A 21,379-nucleotide genomic window follows, 5' to 3' on the forward strand; every position below is an offset into this window, starting at 1 on the left:
GCTGAAAGGCTCCGTTACAATGCTGAAACGCAACCCCTTCCGTTTTTTGATCGCGCTCGCGGCGATGGTCACTCTGGTGATCGCTCCCGCCTATGCGCGCGTGGAAATCAATATCAACAAGGGCAATGTCGAGCCTTTGCCAATCGCCGTCACCGACTTCCTGCAGGGTGAGCTGGGCCAGAAGATTTCCGACGTGGTGGCAGCCGACCTGAAACGCTCGGGCCTGTTCGCGCCGATCGCCAAAAGTGCCTTCATCGAGAAGATCACCAACCCGGATGCCGCTCCGCGTTTTGAAGACTGGAAGGTCATCAACGCGCAGGCGCTGGTCACCGGCCGGGTCACGCAGGAGGGCGATGGCCGCCTGAAAGCGGAGTTCCGCCTGTGGGACTCGTTCGCCGGCCAGCAGATGGCAGGCCAGCAGTTCTTCACTCAGCCGGAAAACTGGCGCCGTGTCGCCCATATCATCGCCGACGCGATCTATGAGCAGATCACCGGTGAAAAGGGCTATTTCGATACCCGCATCGTCTATGTCGCCGAGAGCGGCCCGAAGACGGCGCGCAAGCGGCAGCTGGCCATCATGGACCAGGATGGCGCCAATGCCCGCGGCATTACAAATTCCAACGATATCGTGCTGACGCCGCGCTTCTCGCCGAACAAGCAGGAAATCACCTACATGTCGTTCGAGGGCAACGAGCCGCGCGTCTATCTGCTGCAGCTAGAAACCGGACAGCGCGAAGTGGTCGGCAATTTCCCCGGCATGACCTTTGCGCCGCGCTTTTCGCCGGACGGCCAGCGGGTGATCATGAGCCTGCAGCAGGACGGCAACGCCAATATCTATACGATGGACCTGCGTTCGCGCACCACGACGCGCCTGACGTCGACGGCTGCGATCGACACCTCGCCGTCCTATTCGCCGGATGGCAGCCAGATCGTCTTTGAAAGCGACCGCGGCGGCCGCCAGCAGCTCTATGTCATGAGCGCCGGCGGTGGCGGACAGAACCGCATCTCTTTCGGCGACGGTGCCTATTCGACCCCGGTCTGGTCGCCGCGCGGAGACCTGATCGCCTTCACCAAGCAGTCGGGCGGCAAGTTCTCGATCGGCGTGATGAAGCCGGACGGTTCGGGCGAGCGCATCCTTACGACCGGTTTCCACAATGAGGGCCCGACCTGGGCCCCGAATGGCCGCGTCCTGATGTTCTTCCGCCAGACTGCCGGTGCCGGCGGCCCGCAGCTCTATTCGATCGACCTGACCGGCTATAACGAGCAACTGGTTCAGACAAAAGGCTTCGCGTCTGACCCGGCCTGGTCGCCGCTGCTCGAATAGCATTGTGACAATGCGGCGAGGAATATGGCGAACTTGCCGCTTTCTCGCCGCAAAGGACTGATCTAGCAACCCTTCAAGCCGATTTTGACAAATTGTTAACCATATCCGTTGAAGCGGGATTAACCGCTTCCGGTTACAGTCTGGCAACCCTGAATTTAAGACCATCCAAGGAGACCGGCCCATGAGCCGCATTCACGCCCAGGCCGCAGGCCGCATGCAATCCATCGCTCGCAACCCGATCATGATCGCTCTCTTTGCCAGTCTGGCGCTTGCTGCCTGCGCCAAGAAGCCGATGAACAGCGCAGGTGATCTCGGCCTCGGTGCCAATGCGGCGACCCCGGGCTCGACGCAGGACTTCACGGTCAACGTCGGCGACCGCATCTTCTTCGATACGGACTCCACCTCGATCCGCGCCGATGCGCAGGCAACGCTCGACCGTCAGGCGCAGTGGCTGGCCAAATATCCGAACTACGCCATCACAGTCGAAGGCCATGCCGACGAACGCGGCACCCGCGAATACAACCTGGCACTTGGTGCGCGCCGTGCGGCGTCGACCAAGGACTACCTTGCATCGCGCGGTATCCCGGCCTCCAAGATCAAGACGATCTCCTACGGCAAGGAAAAGCCGGTCGCCGTCTGCGACGACATTTCCTGCTGGTCGCAGAACCGCCGCGCCGTTACGGTTCTCGGTGGCGCGGGCATGTAAAAACTGTCGGCCTGTGTGAAGGCCGCAGAATTCTCCAGATCTGAAACGGGCCGTGTGAATGTTCTTCACGCGGCCCGTTTTTATATCACGGGGCTCCGACGTGCGCAGCGATCGCGCCTGTGATCTGCGACCAGTCGTTCCTGTGCAACTCGTGACCGCCGCCGACGATACGTTGCAGTTTCGCGCCCTTGACGGCGTTGGCGAGAGCCTCGCCGTGGGCGATAGGAAAGATCGGGTCTGACGTTCCATGTATCACGAGGAGAGGAACCCGCAGGTCTGCCGCGGCCAGGCGGTCGCCGTCGTCGCCGCCCGCGACCATGAAATGGTTGGTCGCGCTTGCAAAGGAGCGGGAGCGATCGAGATCGCGATCCAGCAACAAACGAGCGGCGGCTGGATCATGCGGATGGGCGGTGCTGGCTGTCATGCGCGCATCACGCAGCATGAAATCGATGATGCTTGCACGATCGCTCCAATCGACCGCCTCGCCCGTCGCCGCATGTTCGCGATAGGCATCGGTGAACGGCGGCAGGCCGTCGATCCCCAGAGGACTCGAACTCATCACCGTGAGCGTTCTGACGCGGTCGGGATGGGTGAGGGCGAGGCGCTGGGCCAGGAATCCGCCCATTGAAATGCCGACAACATCGGCAGTCTCTATACCGTAGCCGTCGAGGATCGCCATTGCATCCTCTGCCATGTCCGCAAGCGTATAGCCTGGTTCGCCCGGCGGATAGGTTGTCGACAACCCGGTATCGCGGTTGTCGTAGCGGACGACGAAACGGCCGCGAGCTGCAAGCTGCTCACAAAACTCTTCCGGCCACCAAAGCATTGAGGCCATTGCCCCCATGATCAGCAGCAAGGCCGGGTCGGAAGGATGGCCGAATGCCTCGGTGGCAAGCTCCACTTCGCCGCGCCTGATCGTCAAATCTGCCATATCATGTCCTCCTTTTGCACAAGACATCATTGTCTCGGTCGGCAATGCCGGCGCCACAATGACGCAGCATGTGATTGCAAAATAAAACTAGTTTTATAATGAATTTGGTGATTGACTTTGGCAAGAGGATTTTGCCCGTTGCGGCGGTTGAGGCAAACGCGCAGCGAAAAGACGGTCATTCGGGCCGCCTTTTCTTTTTTGTCACACTTTGACCGAACTCCGTTGCTTTTTGGGGCCAATTGGAAAACTGTGCGGCAATCATCCAAAGACCGATTTGAACCGGTTCGGGTGAGAGTGGATATACAAACAGGACACATGACATGAAACATTTTGTCGTGGCGGGATTGATCGGCCTGACTGCCTTTGCGGGGTTTGGACAGACAGTGACCGCCATGCCGCTTTCCGCGCTTTTTAACCGCGCAATTCACGGCGAAGCCCAATCGCCGGGCAAGGCGCCGCTGCTCAAGGTCCAGTCGAATGAGGTTGGACGTATCGGGCAGCTCGAGGAACAGATCCGCTCGCTCAACGGGCGTATCGAGGAAATGAGTTTCCAGCTTTTGCAGATGCAGGAGCAGATCCGCAAGTTCCAGGAAGACAACGAGTTCCGCTTCCAGGATCTGGAAGGCGGCAAGTCCGGTTCCACCAAGAAGAGCCAGCTGGAAACACCGCGCACCAACGATCAGGCATCCGGCACTGCACCGGCAACGACTGATCAGGCAACGGCAACCGATCCCAACGCAGGTTTGGGATCGGATGCTGCTGCCGGTGCCAATACCGGCGCGCCGGCATCCACGCTTGGCCAGATCGTTTTCGATGAAAACGGTAATCCTATCGCTGCGAACCAGGATACCTCGAGCCTCGAGTCAACGCTTCCCCGTAATGATCAGGGCATCAACCAGACGCCGGACAGCCAGCAGCAGACGGCAGCACTCGACAATCCCGGCGATCTCTATCAGTCGGCCTATGGCCATGTTCTGACGGGCGATTACAGCCAGGCCGAAAACGAATTCCGCAGCTATCTCGAAGCATTCCCGAAGGGCGAGAAAGCCGCGGATGCAAGTTTCTGGATGGGTGAGGCCCAATATTCCCAGGGCAAGTTCAACGAGTCCGCCAAGACATTCCTGAATGCACACCAGACCTACGGCAAGTCGCCCAAGGCCCCCGAAATGCTCTTGAAGCTGGGCATGTCGCTGGCCGCTCTCGACAACAAGGACACGGCCTGCGCCACGCTGCGCGAGGTCAACAAGCGCTATCCGAAGGCTTCGCAGGCGGTGAAGACCAAAGTTGCCAGCGAACAGGGTCGCCTTGCCTGCTGAGGCGGACCGCGCCGCGCCGCCGCACGCCGCTGTCGAAGCGGCAAAGCAGTTTCTCTCCACGTTCAAGTCCCCCGGCATGATCCTTGCCGCCGTCTCCGGCGGCAGCGATTCAAAAGGCCTGCTTCTGGCGCTTGATGAGGCGATCACGCGTGGCGGCTTTCCTGCTTTTTCCCTGTCAGCCTGCACTGTCGATCACGCACTGCGACCTGACTCCGCTGCGGAAGCACGCTCGGTCGCCGCGTTTTGCGCGCAACGAGGCATTCCCCATATCATCCGCAAGTGGCAGGGCGACAAGCCGGCGACCGGCATTCAGGCTGCTGCGCGCGCCGCCCGCTATGGCCACCTGGCCGATGCGGCAGAGCAGGTCGGCGCGACCTGCGTTGTTACCGCCCATACCGCCGACGACCAGGCTGAAACGATTGCCATGCGGCAGAGCCGCTCCGAGCCGGATGCCCTTGGGCTCGCCGGCATGGCCGCGGGAGTGCTTGTCGATCGCCGCGCCTGGGTGCTGCGGCCGTTTCTCTCCCTTAGCCGGAGCGATATCCGCGACTATCTGTCCGTTCGGGGCGAGGGGTGGTTCGACGATCCAAGCAATGCCAATACTCGTTTCGAGCGCGTGCGTGTGCGCCACGCCCTCAGCGGCACGGCTCCCTCGGCCGCCGATGTCTTCGCTGCCGCTGCCAATGTGCGCCGCCGCTCGAGCGAGCATGTCGCCGGTCTGCTTGGCGCGCAGGTCAGCGTTTGCGAAGGTGGTCTTGTCGCGCGGCTTGAACCGGCGCTGGCCATGAACATGGCCGATGCGGACAGCCGGCGGGCCGTTCTTTCCGTCGCTGCGGTCATCGGCGGTCGCCAGCATCTGCCCGGCCGCGAAACAACCGCGCGGCTTGCAGCGTTTCTCAACGCTGGCGAGAGCGGCCGTCTGACTGCCGGCCGCGTGGTTTTCGATTGTCGCCGCTCGGGTCTCTACCTTTATCGCGAGGCGAGGGGGCTTCCGGAAATGATCGTTGAGCCCGGGGGGCAAGCGATGTGGGACGGCCGCTTTCTCGTGACAAACGACAGCGCAGAGCAGATCGCGGTCCATGCCGGCGGCGAAACGGCGGATTTGTACGCGAGACTGATTGCCGCAGGACTGCCGGAGCCTGTGGTCAAGCGCGCCGTCCGATCGGCTCCTGTCTGCTCGCGACTGGCCTCTTTGGGCGAACGCGCAGATATCGCAGCGCAGGTGGCGCCAAAGCCTTGTTTTGAAGCCAGTATCGGCCTTTACGACACCTTTTTGCCGTGTTTCGACCTGATGATGGCCAATAGTATCGCTGCGCTCTTTGGCCGTGACCGGTATCTTGCTCCTCCGGTTCACGATGTTTTGACGGAAAAGACAGGTTGATCCTGAGTCTGCCTTGGCAAGCCGCTTACGCAACCCTATGTTAGGCGCAAGAATGCAGCCACAAATCATTGCAGGTTGCGACAGAGGTTCCGGGGAGTTCGATGAACCCTAATTTCAGAAATTTTGCCCTTTGGGCAATCATTGCTCTACTGCTGATCGCGCTGTTCAGCATGTTCCAGCAGCCGACCGAACGTACCGGATCGAAGGATGTTCCCTTTTCCCAGTTCCTGAAGGACGTTGACGGAAGTCGCGTCAAGGAAGTGGTGATTACCGGCAACAAGGTGATCGGCTCCTATGCCGAGAGCGGCGCAACATTCCAGACCTATGCGCCTGCGATCGACACGGCGCTCACCGAGCGCATGGAAGCCAAGAACGTGACCGTGACGGTTCGCCCCGAAACCGACGGCTCCTCCGGCTTCCTCAGCTATGTCGGCACGCTTCTGCCGATGCTTCTTATCCTCGGTGTCTGGCTGTTCTTCATGCGCCAGATGCAGGGTGGCTCCCGTGGTGCGATGGGTTTTGGCAAGTCCAAGGCCAAACTCCTGACGGAGGCCCATGGCCGTGTCACGTTTGACGACGTTGCCGGCGTGGACGAAGCCAAGCAGGATCTTGAGGAAATCGTCGAATTCCTGCGCGATCCCCAAAAGTTCCAGCGCCTCGGCGGCCGCATTCCGCGCGGCGTGCTGCTCGTCGGCCCTCCCGGTACCGGTAAGACGCTGCTCGCGCGTTCCGTCGCTGGCGAAGCCAATGTTCCGTTCTTCACGATCTCCGGTTCCGACTTCGTCGAAATGTTCGTCGGTGTCGGTGCATCGCGTGTGCGTGACATGTTCGAACAGGCCAAGAAGAACGCGCCCTGCATCATTTTCATCGACGAAATCGATGCGGTCGGCCGTCATCGTGGCGCCGGTCTCGGCGGCGGTAACGACGAGCGCGAACAGACGCTCAACCAGTTGCTTGTCGAAATGGACGGCTTCGAGGCCAATGAAGGCATCATCCTGATCGCCGCGACCAACCGTCCGGACGTTCTTGACCCAGCGCTTTTGCGTCCGGGCCGCTTCGACCGTCAGGTCGTCGTGCCGAACCCGGATATCAACGGCCGCGAGCGCATCCTCAAGGTTCATATCCGCAATGTGCCGCTGGCGCCGAATGTCGATCTCAAGGTTCTGGCCCGTGGTACGCCTGGCTTTTCCGGTGCCGACCTGATGAACCTTGTCAATGAAGCTGCCCTGATGGCTGCGCGCCGCAACAAGCGCGTCGTCACCATGCAGGAATTCGAAGACGCCAAGGACAAGATCATGATGGGCGCGGAACGCCGTTCGTCCGCCATGACCGAAGCCGAAAAGAAGCTGACCGCCTATCACGAGGCCGGCCACGCCATTCTGGCGCTGAAGGTTCCGGTCGCCGATCCGCTGCACAAGGCGACGATCATTCCGCGCGGCCGTGCACTTGGCATGGTCATGCAGCTTCCCGAAGGCGACCGCTATTCGATGAGCTACAAGTGGATGGTTTCGCGTCTTGCGATCATGATGGGTGGCCGCGTTGCCGAGGAAATCACCTTCGGCAAGGAGAACATCACCTCCGGCGCATCCTCCGATATCGAGCAGGCAACCAAGCTTGCCCGGGCGATGGTCACGCAGTGGGGTTTTTCCGATCAGCTTGGTCAGGTCGCCTACGGCGAAAACCAGCAGGAGGTTTTCCTCGGCCATTCTGTTTCGCAGTCGAAGAACGTTTCCGAGGCGACGTCGCAGAAGATCGACAACGAAATCCGCCGCCTGATCGACGAAGCCTATCTTGAGGCCAAGCGGATCATTACCGAGATGCATGGTGAGTTCGTTGCCATCGCCGAAGGCCTGCTCGAATACGAAACGCTGACGGGCGACGAGATCAAGGCCTTGATCCGCGGCGAAAAGCCGGCGCGCGACCTCGGCGACGATTCCCCGCCGCATCGCGGTTCGGCCGTACCTTCGGCTGGTACCAAGAAAGACGGTTCCGTCGGCAAGGGCGATGAAGCCGAAGGCGGGTTTGAGCCGCAGCCGCAATAGTCTTTACGGAAAATAGAAAACTGAAATCCAGCCGCCGCGCCTTGATGCGCGGCGGTTTTTGTTTGTGTCCAACGGCTTCGGCTACCTCCGGCTTGGTAACGCGCTGTAATGAATTCTGATGATACAACGGGATGCTGTTGCAGAAGATTTATGGCATGACGTAGCGCAGGCCGCCCAAAGGGATGCATCGGACTTTGGCGCAACTGCAGTCATGACTGAGAACTTGAGTGCTGCCGAACAACGGTCGTTAAAGACCTCGGCGACGGTTTTCTGGCAATGACCCGTTGGGCTCGAGGTGAAATGCAAGGCGATGCCGCTGGACGCGCTCTATGATGAGCTGCCGGCACCCTTGATAGGAATTGGAGTTTTTATGGCGCGTAAATATTTTGGAACGGATGGCATTCGCGGACAGTCGAACGTGTTTCCGATGACGCCGGATCTTGCCATGCGTGTCGGCATCGCAGTCGGCACGATCTTTCGCAACGGCGGGCACCGTCACCGGGTTGTGATCGGCAAGGACACGCGGCTGTCGGGCTATATGCTGGAGAATGCCATGGTGGCCGGCTTCACCGCCGCTGGGCTCGATGTTTTCCTGCTGGGTCCTATTCCGACCCCCGGTGTCGCGATGCTGACGCGCTCGCTTCGCGCCGACGTCGGTGTGATGATTTCGGCCTCGCACAATCCGTTCGAGGACAATGGCATCAAGCTGTTCGGCCCGGACGGCTACAAGCTCTCCGACGAGATCGAAGCGCAGATCGAGGAGCTTCTCGACAAGGACATGACGGCGCAGCTCGCCAAGTCGCACGAAATCGGCCGGGCCAAGCGTGTCGAAGGCGACATCTACCGCTATATCGAGCATGCCAAGCGCACGTTGCCCCGCGATGTCACGTTGCAGGGCCTACGGGTTGCCATCGACTGCGCCAACGGCGCTGCCTACAAGGTCGCACCTTTGGCCCTTTGGGAACTCGGCGCAGACGTCGTGACCATCGGCAACGAGCCGAACGGTACCAATATTAATCTCGAATGCGGCTCGACCCATCCGGCGGCGCTCTCGAGGAAGGTGCACGAAGTGCGCGCCGATATCGGCATCGCGCTTGATGGCGATGCCGACCGCGTATTGATCGTCGATGAGAACGGTACGGTTATCGATGGCGATCAGCTGATGGCGGTGATTGCCAACAGCTGGGCTGACGACGGTGTGCTCAAGGGCAATGGCATCGTCGCGACGGTGATGTCCAATCTCGGCCTGGAGCGTTACCTCAACGGCCGTGGCCTTGATCTCCATCGCACCAAGGTCGGTGACCGTTATGTCGTCGAGCATATGCGCCAGCACGGCTTTAACGTCGGCGGCGAACAGTCCGGGCATCTGGTTCTCTCGGATTTCGGCACCACCGGTGACGGTCTGGTCGCTGCACTGCAGATCCTCGCCTGCGTCAAGCGTCAGGGCAAAACCGTCAGCGAAGTTTGCCATCGCTTCGATCCGGTGCCGCAGGTCTTGAAGAACGTCCGGGTATCGGCCGGCAAGCCGCTCGAAAATGCCGTCGTGCGACAGGCCATTGCCGATGCGGAGGCCGAGCTTGCCAAGAATGGCCGCTTGCTGATCCGGCCATCCGGCACCGAGCCGTTGATCCGCGTCATGGCGGAGGGCGATGACCGGGGCCAGGTGGAGCGTATCGTCGACGAACTGATCGGCGTGATCAGCGGCATGCGCAACGTCGCCTGATCGGCTCCATTTGATGAGACTTGAAGAAGGCCGGGTTTTACCCGGTCTTTTTTGTGCGTTGCTAAAGAACATTCTCACGTTGCTTGGCGATGAATTCAATTTATTAACAGTTACGGTAAATTTTTGTAGTTAATCAGACCTTAACCTTTCCTATCCATGATCCGTTCCAACACGATTTATTGGAAGCCGGTCTTTCGGCTGACCAAGCAACAAGAAATATTGGAGTGTGGCCATGAAGTCTATTTTGATTGGCGTTGTTGCGGCTATGCTCGGCAGCACCGCGACCTTTGCAGCGGATCTTTATGAGCCGCCTATCGAGCCGGTTGCCGAGCCGGTTCAGCTCGTCGAAGCTAGCGGCTGGTACCTGCGCGGCGACGTCGGTTATGCCTTCACCAATCTTCGCGGTGCTCATTTCTACCAGGGCCCCGGCCGCTTCGTCCGCGACTTCGACGATGCCGATCTCGACGACACCTGGACCGTTGGCGTCGGTGTCGGTTATCAGATCAACAATTATCTGCGCACCGACGTGACGCTTGACTATCTCGGCAATGCGGATTTCGAAGGTTCGACGACGGGCGGCTGCGGTGTCGCCGTCGCCTGCACCTCGCGCGACGTTTCGGCAATTGCCGCCTGGAGCCTGATGGCCAACGCCTATGTCGATATCGGCACCTATGGCTCATTCACCCCTTACGTCGGCGCCGGCATCGGTGGCACGCAGGTTCGGTGGGACAATCTGCGCAATACCAGCTGCGAAACCGGCAATCCGGCCAATTGCGATCCGAGCTTCGAGCATGATGGCCGCAGCAAGTGGCGCTTCACCTACGGCCTGATGGCCGGTACGGCGATCGACCTGACCTGCAACCTGAAGGCCGATGTCGGCTATCGTTTCCGCCACGTGCTGGGCGGCGACATGTTCGGCTACAATGCCAATAGCGGTCCAGGCTCCGACGAAGGCATCTATGTTCACGAAGCCCGCGCCGGTCTGCGCTATTCCTTCGGCGGTTGCCCGGAAGCCTACGTTCCGCCGGCCGAGCCCGCGGTCTACAAATAAGAGCCTCGCGCTTCGCGTTTCGAAAGGCCGTCCGGTTTCGGGCGGCCTTTTGGTTTTGTGGGGTCCGATTGGTTAAGAAGCATGCTTAACCTGAGGTTAACCGGTGGATGCGATATTGCCGCCAATATACGCGGGCGACGGGGTTCCTGTCGCCGCACATGGTTTTCCAAGGACAGCAAAATGAAGTTGCGGCACACTCTCCTCAAGGCATCTGCCCTCAATGCATCTGCGCTGATCCTGGTGTTTGCCGCCGGTCAGGCGATGGCTGCGGATCTTCTCGAAGCGCCGGAAGTCAGCATCTCGACCGTGGAGACGGGCGGCCAGGGCTTCTACCTGCGTGGCGATCTCGGTTATGCCGGTTGGACGCGCGGCGGTGACCCGTCCCTGCGCCTGTTCGATGCCGGAACCGGCGCCACCAACGCTGCGTCCTTCGATAATGATTTTGACGAACCGTTTTCCGGAACCCTGGGCGTCGGCTATCAGTTCAACGACATGTTCCGGGCCGATTTGACCGGTGACTATTTCGAAGGAGACGTTGGGGGCAGCGGCGAAGCGAGCATTCCGTGCAGCGGCGAAGCTGCCGGAACATCCTGCGCCGGGCGTCTCAATGCCGACTACAAGGCGATCGGCCTTATGGCGAACGGCTATGTCGACCTCGCGACGGTGGCCGGCTTGACGCCCTATCTCGGCGCCGGTCTCGGTGTGACGCAACTCCGCTGGAACGACGTTGCCCTGCGCACCAGCTGCGTGCCGGGAGCAGCCGGCTGCTCGGGTGCCGCCCCCGTCAACCAGACCTTTGACGGAGACAGCAGCTGGCGCCTGACCTATGCGCTGATGGCCGGTGTCTCCTACAATATGACCGAACAGCTGAAGCTTGATGTTGGCTACCGCTATTCGCAGATCACCGATGGCGACATGTTCGGCAGCAGCGATATCGACGGCCTCGACGACGGCCTCGGCCGTCACGAAATCCGCGCGGGTCTGCGGCTGTCGCTCTGGTAGGTGAAAGGGCATTCGCTTCGGCAGTGCCCCACAACGCCAAAAATCTTTTCAGAAACGACACATCATTCTTGACTTCCTGGCCTGTCCACCCTATTCACGGCGGCAGGCCACCTCTCCCTAACGAGAGGCTTTCTATCTGGAAGGATAGCTTTGATGACGACCCCTGCGACACCGGAATTGCGTCCGGTCAATACCCATTTTTCTTCTGGTCCCTGCTCCAAGCGCCCCGGTTGGTCGCTTGATGCGCTCTCCGATGCGGCCCTTGGGCGCTCGCACCGTGCCAAGGTTGGCAAGAGCAAGCTGAAGCAGGCGATCGATCTCACCCGTGAAATTCTGCAGGTGCCGGCGGACTACCGCATTGGCATCGTGCCTGCCTCCGATACCGGCGCCGTCGAAATGGCGCTCTGGTCGCTGCTTGGCCCCCGTGGCGTCGACATGGTCGCCTGGGAAAGCTTCGGCTCCGGCTGGGTTTCCGATGTCGTCAAGGAGCTCAAGCTTCCCGACACCCGCAAGTTCGTTGCCGACTACGGCAAGCTCGTCGATTTCAGCCAGGTCGATTTCGACCGTGACGTCGTCTTCACTTGGAACGGCACCACCTCTGGCGTCCGCGTTGCGAATGCCGATTTCATTCCGGCCGACCGCAAGGGTCTGACAATCTGCGACGCGACATCGGCTGCATTTGCGCAGGACCTTGATTTTGCCAAGCTCGATGTCGTCACCTTCTCCTGGCAGAAGGTTCTGGGCGGAGAGGGCGCGCATGGCATCCTCATCCTCAGCCCGCGCGCTGTCGAGCGTCTGGAAAGCTATGAGCCTTCCTGGCCGCTGCCGAAGATCTTCCGCATGACCAAGGGCGGCAAGATCATCGAGGGCATCTTCCAGGGCGAGACAATCAACACGCCGTCGATGCTCTGCGTCGAGGACTATATCGATGCGCTCAACTGGGCAAAGTCGCTCGGCGGCCTCAAGGCGCTGATTGCCCGGGCCAATGCCAATGCGCAGGCCATTCACGATTTCGTCGCAAAGACGGACTGGATCGCCAATCTTGCAGTCGATCCGGCAACGCAGTCGAACACCTCGGTCTGCCTGAAGATCGTCGACAAGGACATTGCAGCACTCGACGCTGCCGGCCAGGACGCCTTTGCCAAGGGCATGGTGGCGCTGCTCGAAAAGCAGGGTGTCGCCCACGACATCGGCGCCTATCGCGATGCGCCGTCCGGTTTCCGCATCTGGGCCGGCGCGACGATCGAGACATCGGACCTCAAGGCGCTGATGCCCTGGTTCGACTGGGCGTTCGCGACCCAGAAGGCGACGCTTTCCAAAGCTGCCGCCTGACCGGCATTTGGCCGCGCCAACAGGGCGCGGTCCTTCCCATACCATTTCAATTTTTGACGAAACCAATGGAGGCCTCTCATGGCACCTCGCGTACTCGTATCCGATGAACTGTCGGAAACTGCCGTCCAGATCTTCCGTGATCGCGGCGTCGATGTCGATTTCCAGCCGCAGCTCGGCAAGGACAAGGAAAAGCTGGCCGCGATCATCGGCAACTATGATGGTCTTGCCATCCGCTCCGCGACCAAGGCCACCGAAAAGCTGATCGCTGCCGCGACCAATCTCAAGGTGATCGGCCGTGCCGGTATCGGCGTCGACAATGTCGATATCCCGGCCGCTTCGCGCCGCGGCATCATCGTCATGAACACGCCGTTCGGCAACTCGATCACTACGGCCGAACATGCCATCGCACTGATGTTTGCTGTTGCCCGCCAGCTGCCGCAGGCCGATACCTCGACCCAGGCCGGCAAGTGGGAAAAGTCGAAGTTCATGGGTGTCGAAATTACCGGCAAGACGCTCGGCGTCATCGGTGCCGGCAATATCGGCGGCATCGTCTGCGCCCGTGCCATCGGCCTGAAGATGCATGTACTGGCCTACGACCCCTTCCTGTCGAAGGAACGCGCCGAGGAAATGGGCGTCACCAAGGTCGAACTGGACGAGCTGCTTGCCCAGGCTGATTTCATCACCCTGCATGTGCCGATGACCGACAAAACGCGTGGCATCTTGAACCGCGAGGCCTTGGCGAAGACCAAGCCCGGCGTGCGCATCATCAACTGCGCCCGCGGCGGTCTGGTGGACGAGCATGCGCTCGCCGATGCCATCAAGTCGGGTCATGTCGCCGGTGCCGGTTTCGATGTGTTCGAAGTCGAGCCCGCGACGGAAAGCCCGCTGTTTGGCCTGCCGAACGTCGTCTGCACGCCGCATCTGGGCGCCTCCACCACGGAAGCGCAGGAGAACGTCGCGCTGCAGGTGGCCGAGCAGATGTCGGATTACCTCGTCAAGGGTGCGGTTTCCAACGCCATCAACATGCCGTCGATCACGGCTGAAGAAGCACCGATCCTCAAGCCCTTCATCCGGCTTGCCGATGTCCTCGGCGCCTTTGTTGGCCAGGTAACGGAAAGCGCGATCAAGGAAATCGAGATCCTCTTTGACGGATCGACCGCCTCGATGAACACCAAGGCGCTGACGAGTGCAGCGCTTGCCGGTCTCATCCGTAGCCAGGTTTCCGACGTCAACATGGTTTCGGCGCCTGTGATGATCAAGGAAAAGGGCATCATCCTGTCCGAGGTCAAGCGCGACAAGTCGGGCGTCTTCGACGGCTATATCAAGCTGACGGTGACAACGGCGAACCAGACGCGTTCGGTCGCCGGTACGGTGTTCTCGGACGGCAAGCCGCGCTTCATCCAGATCAAGGACATCAACCTCGACGCCGACGTCGGCAACCACATGGTCTACATCACCAACACCGACGTTCCCGGCATGATCGGCTTCATCGGCATGACGCTGGGCGATGCCGGCGTCAACATCGCCAACTTCCAGCTCGGTCGCCATGGCGCGGGTTCGGATGCCATCGCGCTGCTGTATGTCGATGGCGCGGTGTCTGAAGACGTGCTCGACAAGCTGCGCGCCAACCCGGCCATCAGGGCTGCCAAGCCGCTGGTCTTCAACGTCGACTAATTCTCAGGGGCCTGATAGCTCCGAACAATTGACAGGCAAACGCGCCGGATGACCTCCGGCGCGTTTGCCGTTGATGACGGTGGATGGAATGAACGCGAAAGATCGCATCTATCATTGGCGGCCGGCCGATATCGGCGACATTGAAGTCATCTATGGCATTCAATGCATTGCCCATGCCGACCATCCTGAAGCGCGCGAGGTCTTGCTCGAACGGCTTGAACTGTGCCCTAGCGGCTGTTTCGTACTCGAAAGGCATGGCGTGGTTTCAGGCTATGTTCTCAGTCACCCCTGGCGCCGGTTTTCGCCGCCACCGATTGACACCAAGCTCGGGGCAATCCCGGCAGAGGCTGATGTCTGGTATCTCCACGATCTCGCCCTTTTGCCCGGAACGCGCGGCTCCGGCGCTGGAGCAAAAGTGTCGAAACTGCTTGCGGATTTGGCCCGGCAGACTGGTTATCGAACCGTCGCGCTCGTCTCGGTCAACGGATCGCAGGGTTTTTGGGAGCGGCAAGGCTTCTCGGTGCGCAGGCATGATGCCCTTGCTGCAAGGCTCGCCGGTTACGGCAGCGCTGCCATCTACATGGAGCACGCTTTGGTTGGTGCGGACGGGCGGTAACGCTCTCTCTACTGCGTCCCGGCCTGTGCGGCCGGGCGAGGACGGCCGCGCTCCGCCACCGCGATGCCGCCCAAGACCAGCGCCATGGCGACGATATGGAATGTCTGCAGCGCCTCGCCGATCAAGGCGATCGACAGCAGCGTGCCGAAGATCGGAATGGTGTTGATGAACAGGCCGGCTCGGTTGGGGCCGATCAGTTCGACGCCGCGCACGTAGAGGATCTGCGAGACCAGAGAGGGCAGGAGACCGGCATAGGCGACGATGACCCAGCCTTGCGTGTCGGGCCAGATCATCCGGCCGGTGGAAAGCTCCCAGATAACCAGCGGAATGCTGCTGACCAGCGCACCGAAGGCGGAGATCGCAATCAGGCTCTTCCAGTGGATTTCCGGTTTCCAGCGCAGCGCCACGGTATAACCGGCATAGACGAGAACGGCGGCCATCATCAGCGCATCGCCCTGATTGAGATCGAGCGCGAGCAGGGTGGTCAGGTCGCCATGCGATGCGGTCAGCGCCACGCCGAACAGCGTCAGCGTGAACCCGGCGATCTGCGCCATCGAGAAGGCGGTGCGGAACAGCACGTAGTTCATGACAAAAATCACCATCGGGATGCCGGCCTGCTCGATCACGGCATTGATGGCGCTGGTATATTGCAGCGCAGAGTAGAGAAAAGCGTTGAAGGCGGTGAAGCCGACGGTGCCGTAGCCGAGCAGCAGCAGCCAGTTCTTGCGGATCGCTGGTAAATCCCGGCGCACCTGCGGGGCTGCGAAAATCAAAAGCACGATGCAGGCGATCACCCAGCGCATGCCGGTCAGCATCATCGGGCTGACATGGCCGACCGCCATTTTTCCGGCCACGGAATTCCCGCCCCAGATCAGGGTGGTGATGCAAAGGATGATATAGGCTTGGAGATTGACGGGCACGGTATTCCTGGGCGATAAAAGACAGGGCGCTGTCCTGTCGGCTTTTGCCGGCGCAGCGTTGCCCGTGCATTGAATCAACCCGGATCGCAGAAGGCAAGCCCGCATTATTGGCCCCTGGCGGTCTTGCCTGCGCAACGGGGGGGCGTGACAGGCCCGAGCCGGCGGGATTGGATGCTGGCCGCCTCGCAGCCTATGGGCTTCAGGTGACCTGACGGTGCAAGGGGTGTACGATCAGGCACGAATATCCGGCCGATCCCGGCCGTTATATCAGTATCCAGGGCTAAATCCGTCTCGCCGAACAGCGTGCCGATGCAATCCCTGAGTGCTAAATGCTGTCTTTACCATGCAAAAACCCCGAATCCCGGCCTAAACAGGGTCGCTTTCCAAAAAACAAAACAGTATAGATGCGCGGGTTTGAAGACAGCGCATGACTGGCGCCAAGGAAACAGGAAATCTGAAATGACGAATGTCGTGGTGGTCGGATCGCAATGGGGTGATGAAGGCAAGGGCAAGATTGTCGATTGGCTCTCCGAGCGCGCCGACATCGTTGTGCGCTTTCAGGGCGGGCACAATGCCGGCCATACGCTGGTGATCGACGGCACCAGCTACAAGCTGTCGCTGTTGCCTTCCGGCGTCGTGCGTCCGGGCAAGCTTGCCGTCATCGGCAACGGCGTGGTCATCGACCCGCATGCGCTGATCTCGGAAATCGAGAAGCTCGACAAGCAGGGCGTGGCGATCACGCCGGAAAACCTGCGCATCGCCGACAATGCCACGCTGATCCTGTCGCTGCATCGCGAGCTGGACGGCATCCGCGAGGATGCTGCCTCCAACAGCGGCACCAAGATCGGCACGACGCGCCGCGGCATCGGCCCGGCCTATGAAGACAAGGTCGGCCGCCGCGCCATCCGCGTCATGGATCTCGCCGATCTCGACACGCTGCCCGCCAAGGTCGATCGTCTGCTCACCCATCACAATGCGCTGCGCCGTGGTCTTGGTGAAGCCGAGGTCAGCCATGAGGCGATCATGACCGAGCTTTCCTCGATCGCTGCCCGCGTTCTGCCCTTCATGGAAACGGTCTGGCTTTTGCTCGATCGCCAGCGCCGCAAGGGTGCGCGCATCCTGTTCGAAGGTGCGCAGGGTACGCTGCTCGATATCGACCACGGCACCTATCCATTCGTCACCTCGTCGAACACGGTGGCAGGTCAGGCAGCTGCAGGCTCCGGCATGGGCCCTGGTGCACTCGGCTATATCCTCGGCATCACCAAGGCCTACACGACCCGCGTCGGTGAAGGTCCGTTCCCGACCGAACTGCACGATGAAGTCGGCCAGTTCCTCGGCGAAAAAGGCCATGAATTCGGCACCGTGACCGGCCGCAAGCGCCGTTGCGGCTGGTTCGATGCGGCCCTCGTGCGCCAGTCGGTCGCCACCAACGGCATCACCGGCATCGCGCTCACCAAGCTCGACGTGCTCGATGGTCTCGATGAGCTGAAGATTTGCGTCGGCTATACGCTGGATGGTGTTGAGATCGATCATCTGCCGGCAAGCCAGGCGCAGCAGGCGCAGGCCAAGCCCGTCTACATCACGCTTGAAGGCTGGAAGGAATCGACCGTCGGTGCCCGCAGCTGGGCGCAGCTTCCGGCCCAGGCGATCAAATATGTGCGTCAGGTTGAAGAGCTGATCGGTGCGCCGGTCGCCCTGCTTTCCACCAGCCCCGAGCGCGACGACACCATACTTGTGACGGACCCGTTTGAGGACTAGTCTCACGTTTACGACTAGGGAAGAGTTTGGCGTAAACACGCCGATGGTATGAGAAAGTTCTGATGGCGGATTTTGTTGCAGTTATTCGAAGGACCGTCGATGGTCTGTCGGACAATGTTCCCGAAATGCGGGCCAAGGTCTATGACAAGGCCCGCGGCGCCGTCCGCCGTCAGCTTGAAAGCATGAAGCCGCGTCCTTCGGACGAGATGATCGAACGCCAGATGGTCAAGCTCGAGGCGGCGATCAACGAGGTCGAGGACGATCACGCCGAGGCGCTTCCGCCGCTAGACGAGCAGCTGACTGATTCGGTCCCCGAAGCGGCCGGGGCGGAGGACCAGGTTGCCGAGCCGGCGGTACTGGAGGCGGAAGAGTTTCCTGCGCCTGCTGCCGAACCCCAGTCAGCCGTCGAACCGGCAGAACAGCCCGACGACCATGTGACCGCCGCTGCGCCCGTCGAGGTTGCCCAGCTGCCAGTGGAAGAGGAGCACGTGGCTCCCGAACCGGAGACGGTTGCGGAGGCGGATAGCGCGATCTCTTCCGAAGAGGACGATGCCCAGGCTGAGCCGGCTCATCCGGTAGAGCCTGAACAGCTCGAGCAGGACGCAGTCGCGTCCGATGAGGCGGAGCATCCGGCCGCCGTGGCTTTCGAGCCTCAAGAGGAAAGCGAAGCAGCGGCTGAGGAAACGGCCCAGGTTCCGGATGCCGTCGCTGAACCGCATGACGAACCGGCCGAAGAAAAGCCGGTCGAAGAAAAGCCCGCACTTGCGGCCTCCAGCGAATGGGAATTGCCGGAATGGAACGATCCGGTTCCGGCGACCGCCCATAGCGAGCCGGTCTGGACCGAAGCTGCGGAAGCCGCGCCGGTTGCCGATGAAATCCCCGACCTGACGCAGTACGAGCCTGTCGAAACGGTGACGCCGCGCAGCGACGCCGCCGGTGGCAAGGATCAGGGCGAAGCAGCACAGGCCTGGGCCTGGGACGATAGCGATCCTTTTACCCAGGCTCCCGCGCCTTCTGCCGATGAAACGTCGGAACCGGCAATTGCCGATTGGTCCTGGCCTGTCGAGAAGACGACTGCCGCTGAACCCGAACAGCGGACAGCTGCCAATGACAGCTGGAGTGAGATCGACGAGCTTCTCGCACATGGCGGCACGGTCGCAGCCGTTGGTGCCGCGGCCGAGGCTCAGGCCGGCAAGGCTTCCGCTGCGGTGGATGAAAACGTCGAAGTGCCGGCGCGGCCCGTTTCTTATCGGGTTGAGCCGAAGCGCTCGCGATTGAATGTGAAGGCTGTCGGGCTTGGCGCGGTGCTGCTCCTCATTCTGGGCGGCGGCGGTTATGCCTATTGGCAAAATCAGACCACGGTGAATTCATGGGTCTCCGGCATGCTGGCATCCATCACTGCCAGGATACCGGGCCAGACGACGCCGGAAGCATCCGTGCCTGAAGAGGGCAACAAGGACCTGACCGCGCCGGAAACCAACAACCAGACACAGACGCCGGCCAATACCGACGTCGCAGCGGTCGAAGGCAGCGGCAAGTTTACCCAGCGCCTGCAGCAGGACGGCTCCGAGATCGATCAAGGTCCGGCGGTAGCACCTGCAGGTGCGAATGCCACCGAGGAAGGCAAGTCCGTGGCGGCGCAGACGGAGGCGGGCAAGCCCGTCGATACCGCGCAGGCAACGCAGACCACCCCGGCTGGCCAGACGACGAATGGCACGCAGCCTGCTCAGCCGGTCCCCGGACAGCAAACCGCGGCCGACCCGGCAACGCAGCAGGTGCCAGCCGGCGCCCAGAAGATGTTCCTCTATGAGGAGCGGCTGGGCCAGTCGGCGCCAACGGCAATCGAAGGCAACGTCGCTTGGTCGGTCAAGGAAGAATCCCCCGGTGGCGACGCCAAGCCGGAGCCGGTCGTGCAAGCGCAGATCAATGTACCGGAGCGTGGCCTGACGGCGTTGATGACGGTCAAGCGCAATGCCGACTCGTCGTTGCCGGCCAGCCATGTGATCGAGTTCGTCTTCTCGCTGCCCGAGAATTTCGAAGGCGGCAGTATCGATAGCGTGCAGCGCGTGTCGATGAAGCGCAACGAGCAGGATCGCGGCGATGCACTGATCGCGGTTCCTGCCAAGATCACCGAAGATTTCCACATGATCGCGCTCAACGACTTCCCCGAGGCCGTCGCGACGAATATCGAGCTTTTGCGCACGCGCAGCTGGATCGACATTCCGTTGACCTATCGCAACGGCCGCCGCGCTCTGTTGACGCTGGAGAAGGGTGCTGCCGGCACCGAAGCCTTCACCAAGGCCATGCAGGCCTGGAGCCTGGCTGCAAAGCCTGAGCCGGCCGGCCAGTAGCCGGCCCGCCAGTCACCGCCGGCAAGACGGCAAAAAGAAACCCGGCTGGATCGCTCCAGCCGGGTTTTTGTTGTGCAGCCGGCGCCGGGGTCAGGCGTCTTCGACGACCCGAAGGGCGTTCAGACGATCCTGCGCCGCCTTGCGGACGGCGTCCTGAACCTTTTCGAAGGCGCGGACCTCGATCTGGCGAACGCGCTCGCGGCTGATGTCGAACTCGGTCGACAGGTCCTCGAGAGTGACTGGATCTTCCGTCAGGCGGCGGGCCTCGAAGATGCGGCGTTCGCGGTCGTTCAGGACCTTCATCGCGCTCGACAGAAGGTTGCGGCGGCTTTCCAGTTCGTCCTGCTCGATCAGGATGTCTTCCTGGCTGTCATGGTCGTCGACGAGCCAATCCTGCCACTGGCCGGATTCGCCTTCACCCGCCTTGATCGGCGCATTCAGCGAGGCGTCCCCGGACAGGCGCTGGTTCATCGAAATCACTTCGGCTTCCGACACCTTGAGGGTCGTGGCGATATGCGCGACCTGGTCGGGCTTCAAGTCACCCTCGTCGAGTGCCTGGATCTTGCCCTTGAGACGGCGCAGGTTGAAGAACAGCCGCTTCTGGTTGGCGGTCGTACCCATTTTCACCAGCGACCACGAGCGCAGGATATATTCCTGGATCGAAGCCTTGATCCACCACATGGCATAGGTGGCCAGGCGGAAGCCCCGTTCGGGGTCGAATTTCTTGACGGCCTGCATCAGGCCGACATTGCCTTCGGATACGACTTCGCCGATCGGCAGGCCATAGCCGCGATAACCCATGGCGATCTTCGCCACGAGGCGCAGATGGCTGGTGACGAGCTGATGGGCGGCCTTGCGGTCGTCATGCTCCTGATACCGCTTGGCGAGCATGTACTCTTCCTGCGGTTCAAGCATGGGAAATTTGCGGATTTCGTCAAGGTAACGATTGAGACCGCCTTCTCCGGCGGTAATGGACGGTAACGTACTGCGGGCCATAATGCACCCCCCTTTCGCGTTCCGGCCTCCTTCTGGCAAGCCGGGCTTGTGGGTCTGTCCGACCCCACATGCTCATAGATAAGTGCGGTGAAAGCATGATTCAAGCACTCCGGTTTCACAGAGATGTGAAGCCAGAGAAGCGCATGCTCCAGTTGGGTTACAGCCTGTAAATTGTGTCCGCCCCCGAAATATCAAGGGCGGAATCGGCATTTGTAACACTTTGTGTTGCGGCTCAATGGATCGGCGAGTTGTCCTG

General features: G+C 61.0%; 16 protein-coding genes. 13 read left to right on the forward strand and 3 right to left on the reverse strand.

What is annotated here, in order from left to right; all coding sequences use genetic code 11:
• Positions 1 to 19 precede the first annotated feature (19 nt).
• Together tolB and pal are read left to right on the forward strand one after the other, a co-directional pair.
• Positions 20 to 1,324 carry a Tol-Pal system beta propeller repeat protein TolB gene (gene tolB, locus AC1D17_RS04275; RefSeq protein WP_477564169.1) on the forward strand — a complete coding sequence of 435 codons (1,305 nt, stop codon included), beginning with the start codon at positions 20 to 22 and terminating at the stop codon, positions 1,322 to 1,324.
• A 181-nt stretch (positions 1,325 to 1,505) separates the two neighbouring features.
• Positions 1,506 to 2,030 carry a peptidoglycan-associated lipoprotein Pal gene (gene pal / locus AC1D17_RS04280; RefSeq protein WP_264220271.1) on the forward strand — a complete coding sequence of 175 codons (525 nt, stop codon included), beginning with the start codon at positions 1,506 to 1,508 and terminating at the stop codon, positions 2,028 to 2,030.
• Positions 2,031 to 2,115: 85 nt separating this feature from the next.
• Here the strand turns inward: pal and AC1D17_RS04285 are convergent, their stop codons facing one another.
• The gene (locus AC1D17_RS04285) at positions 2,116 to 2,961 is read right to left on the reverse strand and encodes an alpha/beta fold hydrolase (protein WP_477564170.1); all 846 of its coding nucleotides are present in this window, start codon (positions 2,959 to 2,961) and stop codon (positions 2,116 to 2,118) included.
• A 320-nt stretch (positions 2,962 to 3,281) separates the two neighbouring features.
• Here AC1D17_RS04285 and ybgF point away from each other — a divergent pair, with 320 nt between their 5' ends.
• The 9 genes from ybgF to AC1D17_RS04330 all read left to right on the forward strand — a co-directional run bounded on the left by ybgF (position 3,282) and on the right by AC1D17_RS04330 (position 15,098).
• Entirely contained in the window at positions 3,282 to 4,277 is a 996-nt protein-coding gene (gene ybgF, locus AC1D17_RS04290; RefSeq protein WP_477564171.1) for a tol-pal system protein YbgF, read from the forward strand.
• Positions 4,278 to 4,353: 76 nt separating this feature from the next.
• Positions 4,354 to 5,658 (forward strand): tRNA lysidine(34) synthetase TilS, encoded by a 1,305-nt coding sequence (gene tilS / locus AC1D17_RS04295; protein ID WP_477564268.1) that lies wholly within the window; start codon positions 4,354 to 4,356, stop codon positions 5,656 to 5,658.
• A gap of 101 nt (positions 5,659 to 5,759) precedes the next feature.
• Positions 5,760 to 7,700 (forward strand): ATP-dependent zinc metalloprotease FtsH, encoded by a 1,941-nt coding sequence (ftsH, locus tag AC1D17_RS04300; protein WP_477564172.1) that lies wholly within the window; start codon positions 5,760 to 5,762, stop codon positions 7,698 to 7,700.
• Positions 7,701 to 8,070: 370 nt separating this feature from the next.
• Positions 8,071 to 9,423 carry a phosphoglucosamine mutase gene (gene glmM / locus AC1D17_RS04305; RefSeq protein ID WP_477564173.1) on the forward strand — a complete coding sequence of 451 codons (1,353 nt, stop codon included), beginning with the start codon at positions 8,071 to 8,073 and terminating at the stop codon, positions 9,421 to 9,423.
• Between the two features lie 232 nt (positions 9,424 to 9,655).
• Positions 9,656 to 10,474, forward strand: a complete 819-nt coding sequence (locus tag AC1D17_RS04310) for an outer membrane protein (RefSeq protein WP_477564174.1) — start codon at positions 9,656 to 9,658, stop codon at positions 10,472 to 10,474.
• Between the two features lie 237 nt (positions 10,475 to 10,711).
• Positions 10,712 to 11,476, forward strand: coding sequence for an outer membrane protein (locus tag AC1D17_RS04315; RefSeq protein WP_477564269.1), 765 nt, complete (start codon positions 10,712 to 10,714; stop codon positions 11,474 to 11,476).
• Between the two features lie 153 nt (positions 11,477 to 11,629).
• Positions 11,630 to 12,808 (forward strand): phosphoserine transaminase, encoded by a 1,179-nt coding sequence (locus AC1D17_RS04320; RefSeq protein ID WP_477564175.1) that lies wholly within the window; start codon positions 11,630 to 11,632, stop codon positions 12,806 to 12,808.
• Between the two features lie 78 nt (positions 12,809 to 12,886).
• Positions 12,887 to 14,482 (forward strand): phosphoglycerate dehydrogenase, encoded by a 1,596-nt coding sequence (gene serA / locus AC1D17_RS04325; protein WP_477564176.1) that lies wholly within the window; start codon positions 12,887 to 12,889, stop codon positions 14,480 to 14,482.
• Positions 14,483 to 14,570: 88 nt separating this feature from the next.
• On the forward strand, positions 14,571 to 15,098 hold the full coding sequence (locus AC1D17_RS04330; RefSeq protein ID WP_477564177.1) for a GNAT family N-acetyltransferase: 528 nt from the start codon (positions 14,571 to 14,573) through the stop codon (positions 15,096 to 15,098).
• A gap of 8 nt (positions 15,099 to 15,106) precedes the next feature.
• Here the strand turns inward: AC1D17_RS04330 and AC1D17_RS04335 are convergent, their stop codons facing one another.
• On the reverse strand, positions 15,107 to 16,018 hold the full coding sequence (locus AC1D17_RS04335; protein ID WP_477564178.1) for a DMT family transporter: 912 nt from the start codon (positions 16,016 to 16,018) through the stop codon (positions 15,107 to 15,109).
• Between the two features lie 459 nt (positions 16,019 to 16,477).
• Here AC1D17_RS04335 and AC1D17_RS04340 point away from each other — a divergent pair, with 459 nt between their 5' ends.
• Complete coding sequence (locus AC1D17_RS04340) at positions 16,478 to 17,776, forward strand: adenylosuccinate synthase (protein ID WP_477564179.1); 1,299 nt, start codon at positions 16,478 to 16,480, stop codon at positions 17,774 to 17,776.
• A gap of 62 nt (positions 17,777 to 17,838) precedes the next feature.
• A complete protein-coding gene (locus tag AC1D17_RS04345; protein WP_477564180.1) occupies positions 17,839 to 20,127 on the forward strand; it encodes a hypothetical protein in 2,289 nt (762 codons plus the stop codon).
• Positions 20,128 to 20,217: 90 nt separating this feature from the next.
• Here AC1D17_RS04345 and rpoH read toward each other — a convergent pair whose 3' ends face one another.
• On the reverse strand, positions 20,218 to 21,123 hold the full coding sequence (gene rpoH / locus AC1D17_RS04350) for an RNA polymerase sigma factor RpoH (RefSeq protein ID WP_477564181.1): 906 nt from the start codon (positions 21,121 to 21,123) through the stop codon (positions 20,218 to 20,220).
• Positions 21,124 to 21,379: the final 256 nt, after the last annotated feature.

The organism is Pararhizobium sp. P1_E7 (assembly GCF_056405855.1).

Coding starts and splice junctions, on each gene's coding strand:
- AC1D17_RS04320 (WP_477564175.1), top strand. CDS start 11,630: ATGACGACCCCTGCGACACCGGAATTGCGTCCGGTCAATACCCATTTT.
- AC1D17_RS04340 (WP_477564179.1), top strand. CDS start 16,478: ATGACGAATGTCGTGGTGGTCGGATCGCAATGGGGTGATGAAGGCAAG.
- ybgF (WP_477564171.1), top strand. CDS start 3,282: ATGAAACATTTTGTCGTGGCGGGATTGATCGGCCTGACTGCCTTTGCG.
- ftsH (WP_477564172.1), top strand. CDS start 5,760: ATGAACCCTAATTTCAGAAATTTTGCCCTTTGGGCAATCATTGCTCTA.
- AC1D17_RS04285 (WP_477564170.1), bottom strand. CDS start 2,961: ATGGCAGATTTGACGATCAGGCGCGGCGAAGTGGAGCTTGCCACCGAG.
- tilS (WP_477564268.1), top strand. CDS start 4,354: ATGATCCTTGCCGCCGTCTCCGGCGGCAGCGATTCAAAAGGCCTGCTT.
- serA (WP_477564176.1), top strand. CDS start 12,887: ATGGCACCTCGCGTACTCGTATCCGATGAACTGTCGGAAACTGCCGTC.
- rpoH (WP_477564181.1), bottom strand. CDS start 21,123: ATGGCCCGCAGTACGTTACCGTCCATTACCGCCGGAGAAGGCGGTCTC.
- tolB (WP_477564169.1), top strand. CDS start 20: ATGCTGAAACGCAACCCCTTCCGTTTTTTGATCGCGCTCGCGGCGATG.
- AC1D17_RS04310 (WP_477564174.1), top strand. CDS start 9,656: ATGAAGTCTATTTTGATTGGCGTTGTTGCGGCTATGCTCGGCAGCACC.
- AC1D17_RS04330 (WP_477564177.1), top strand. CDS start 14,571: ATGAACGCGAAAGATCGCATCTATCATTGGCGGCCGGCCGATATCGGC.
- pal (WP_264220271.1), top strand. CDS start 1,506: ATGAGCCGCATTCACGCCCAGGCCGCAGGCCGCATGCAATCCATCGCT.
- glmM (WP_477564173.1), top strand. CDS start 8,071: ATGGCGCGTAAATATTTTGGAACGGATGGCATTCGCGGACAGTCGAAC.
- AC1D17_RS04345 (WP_477564180.1), top strand. CDS start 17,839: ATGGCGGATTTTGTTGCAGTTATTCGAAGGACCGTCGATGGTCTGTCG.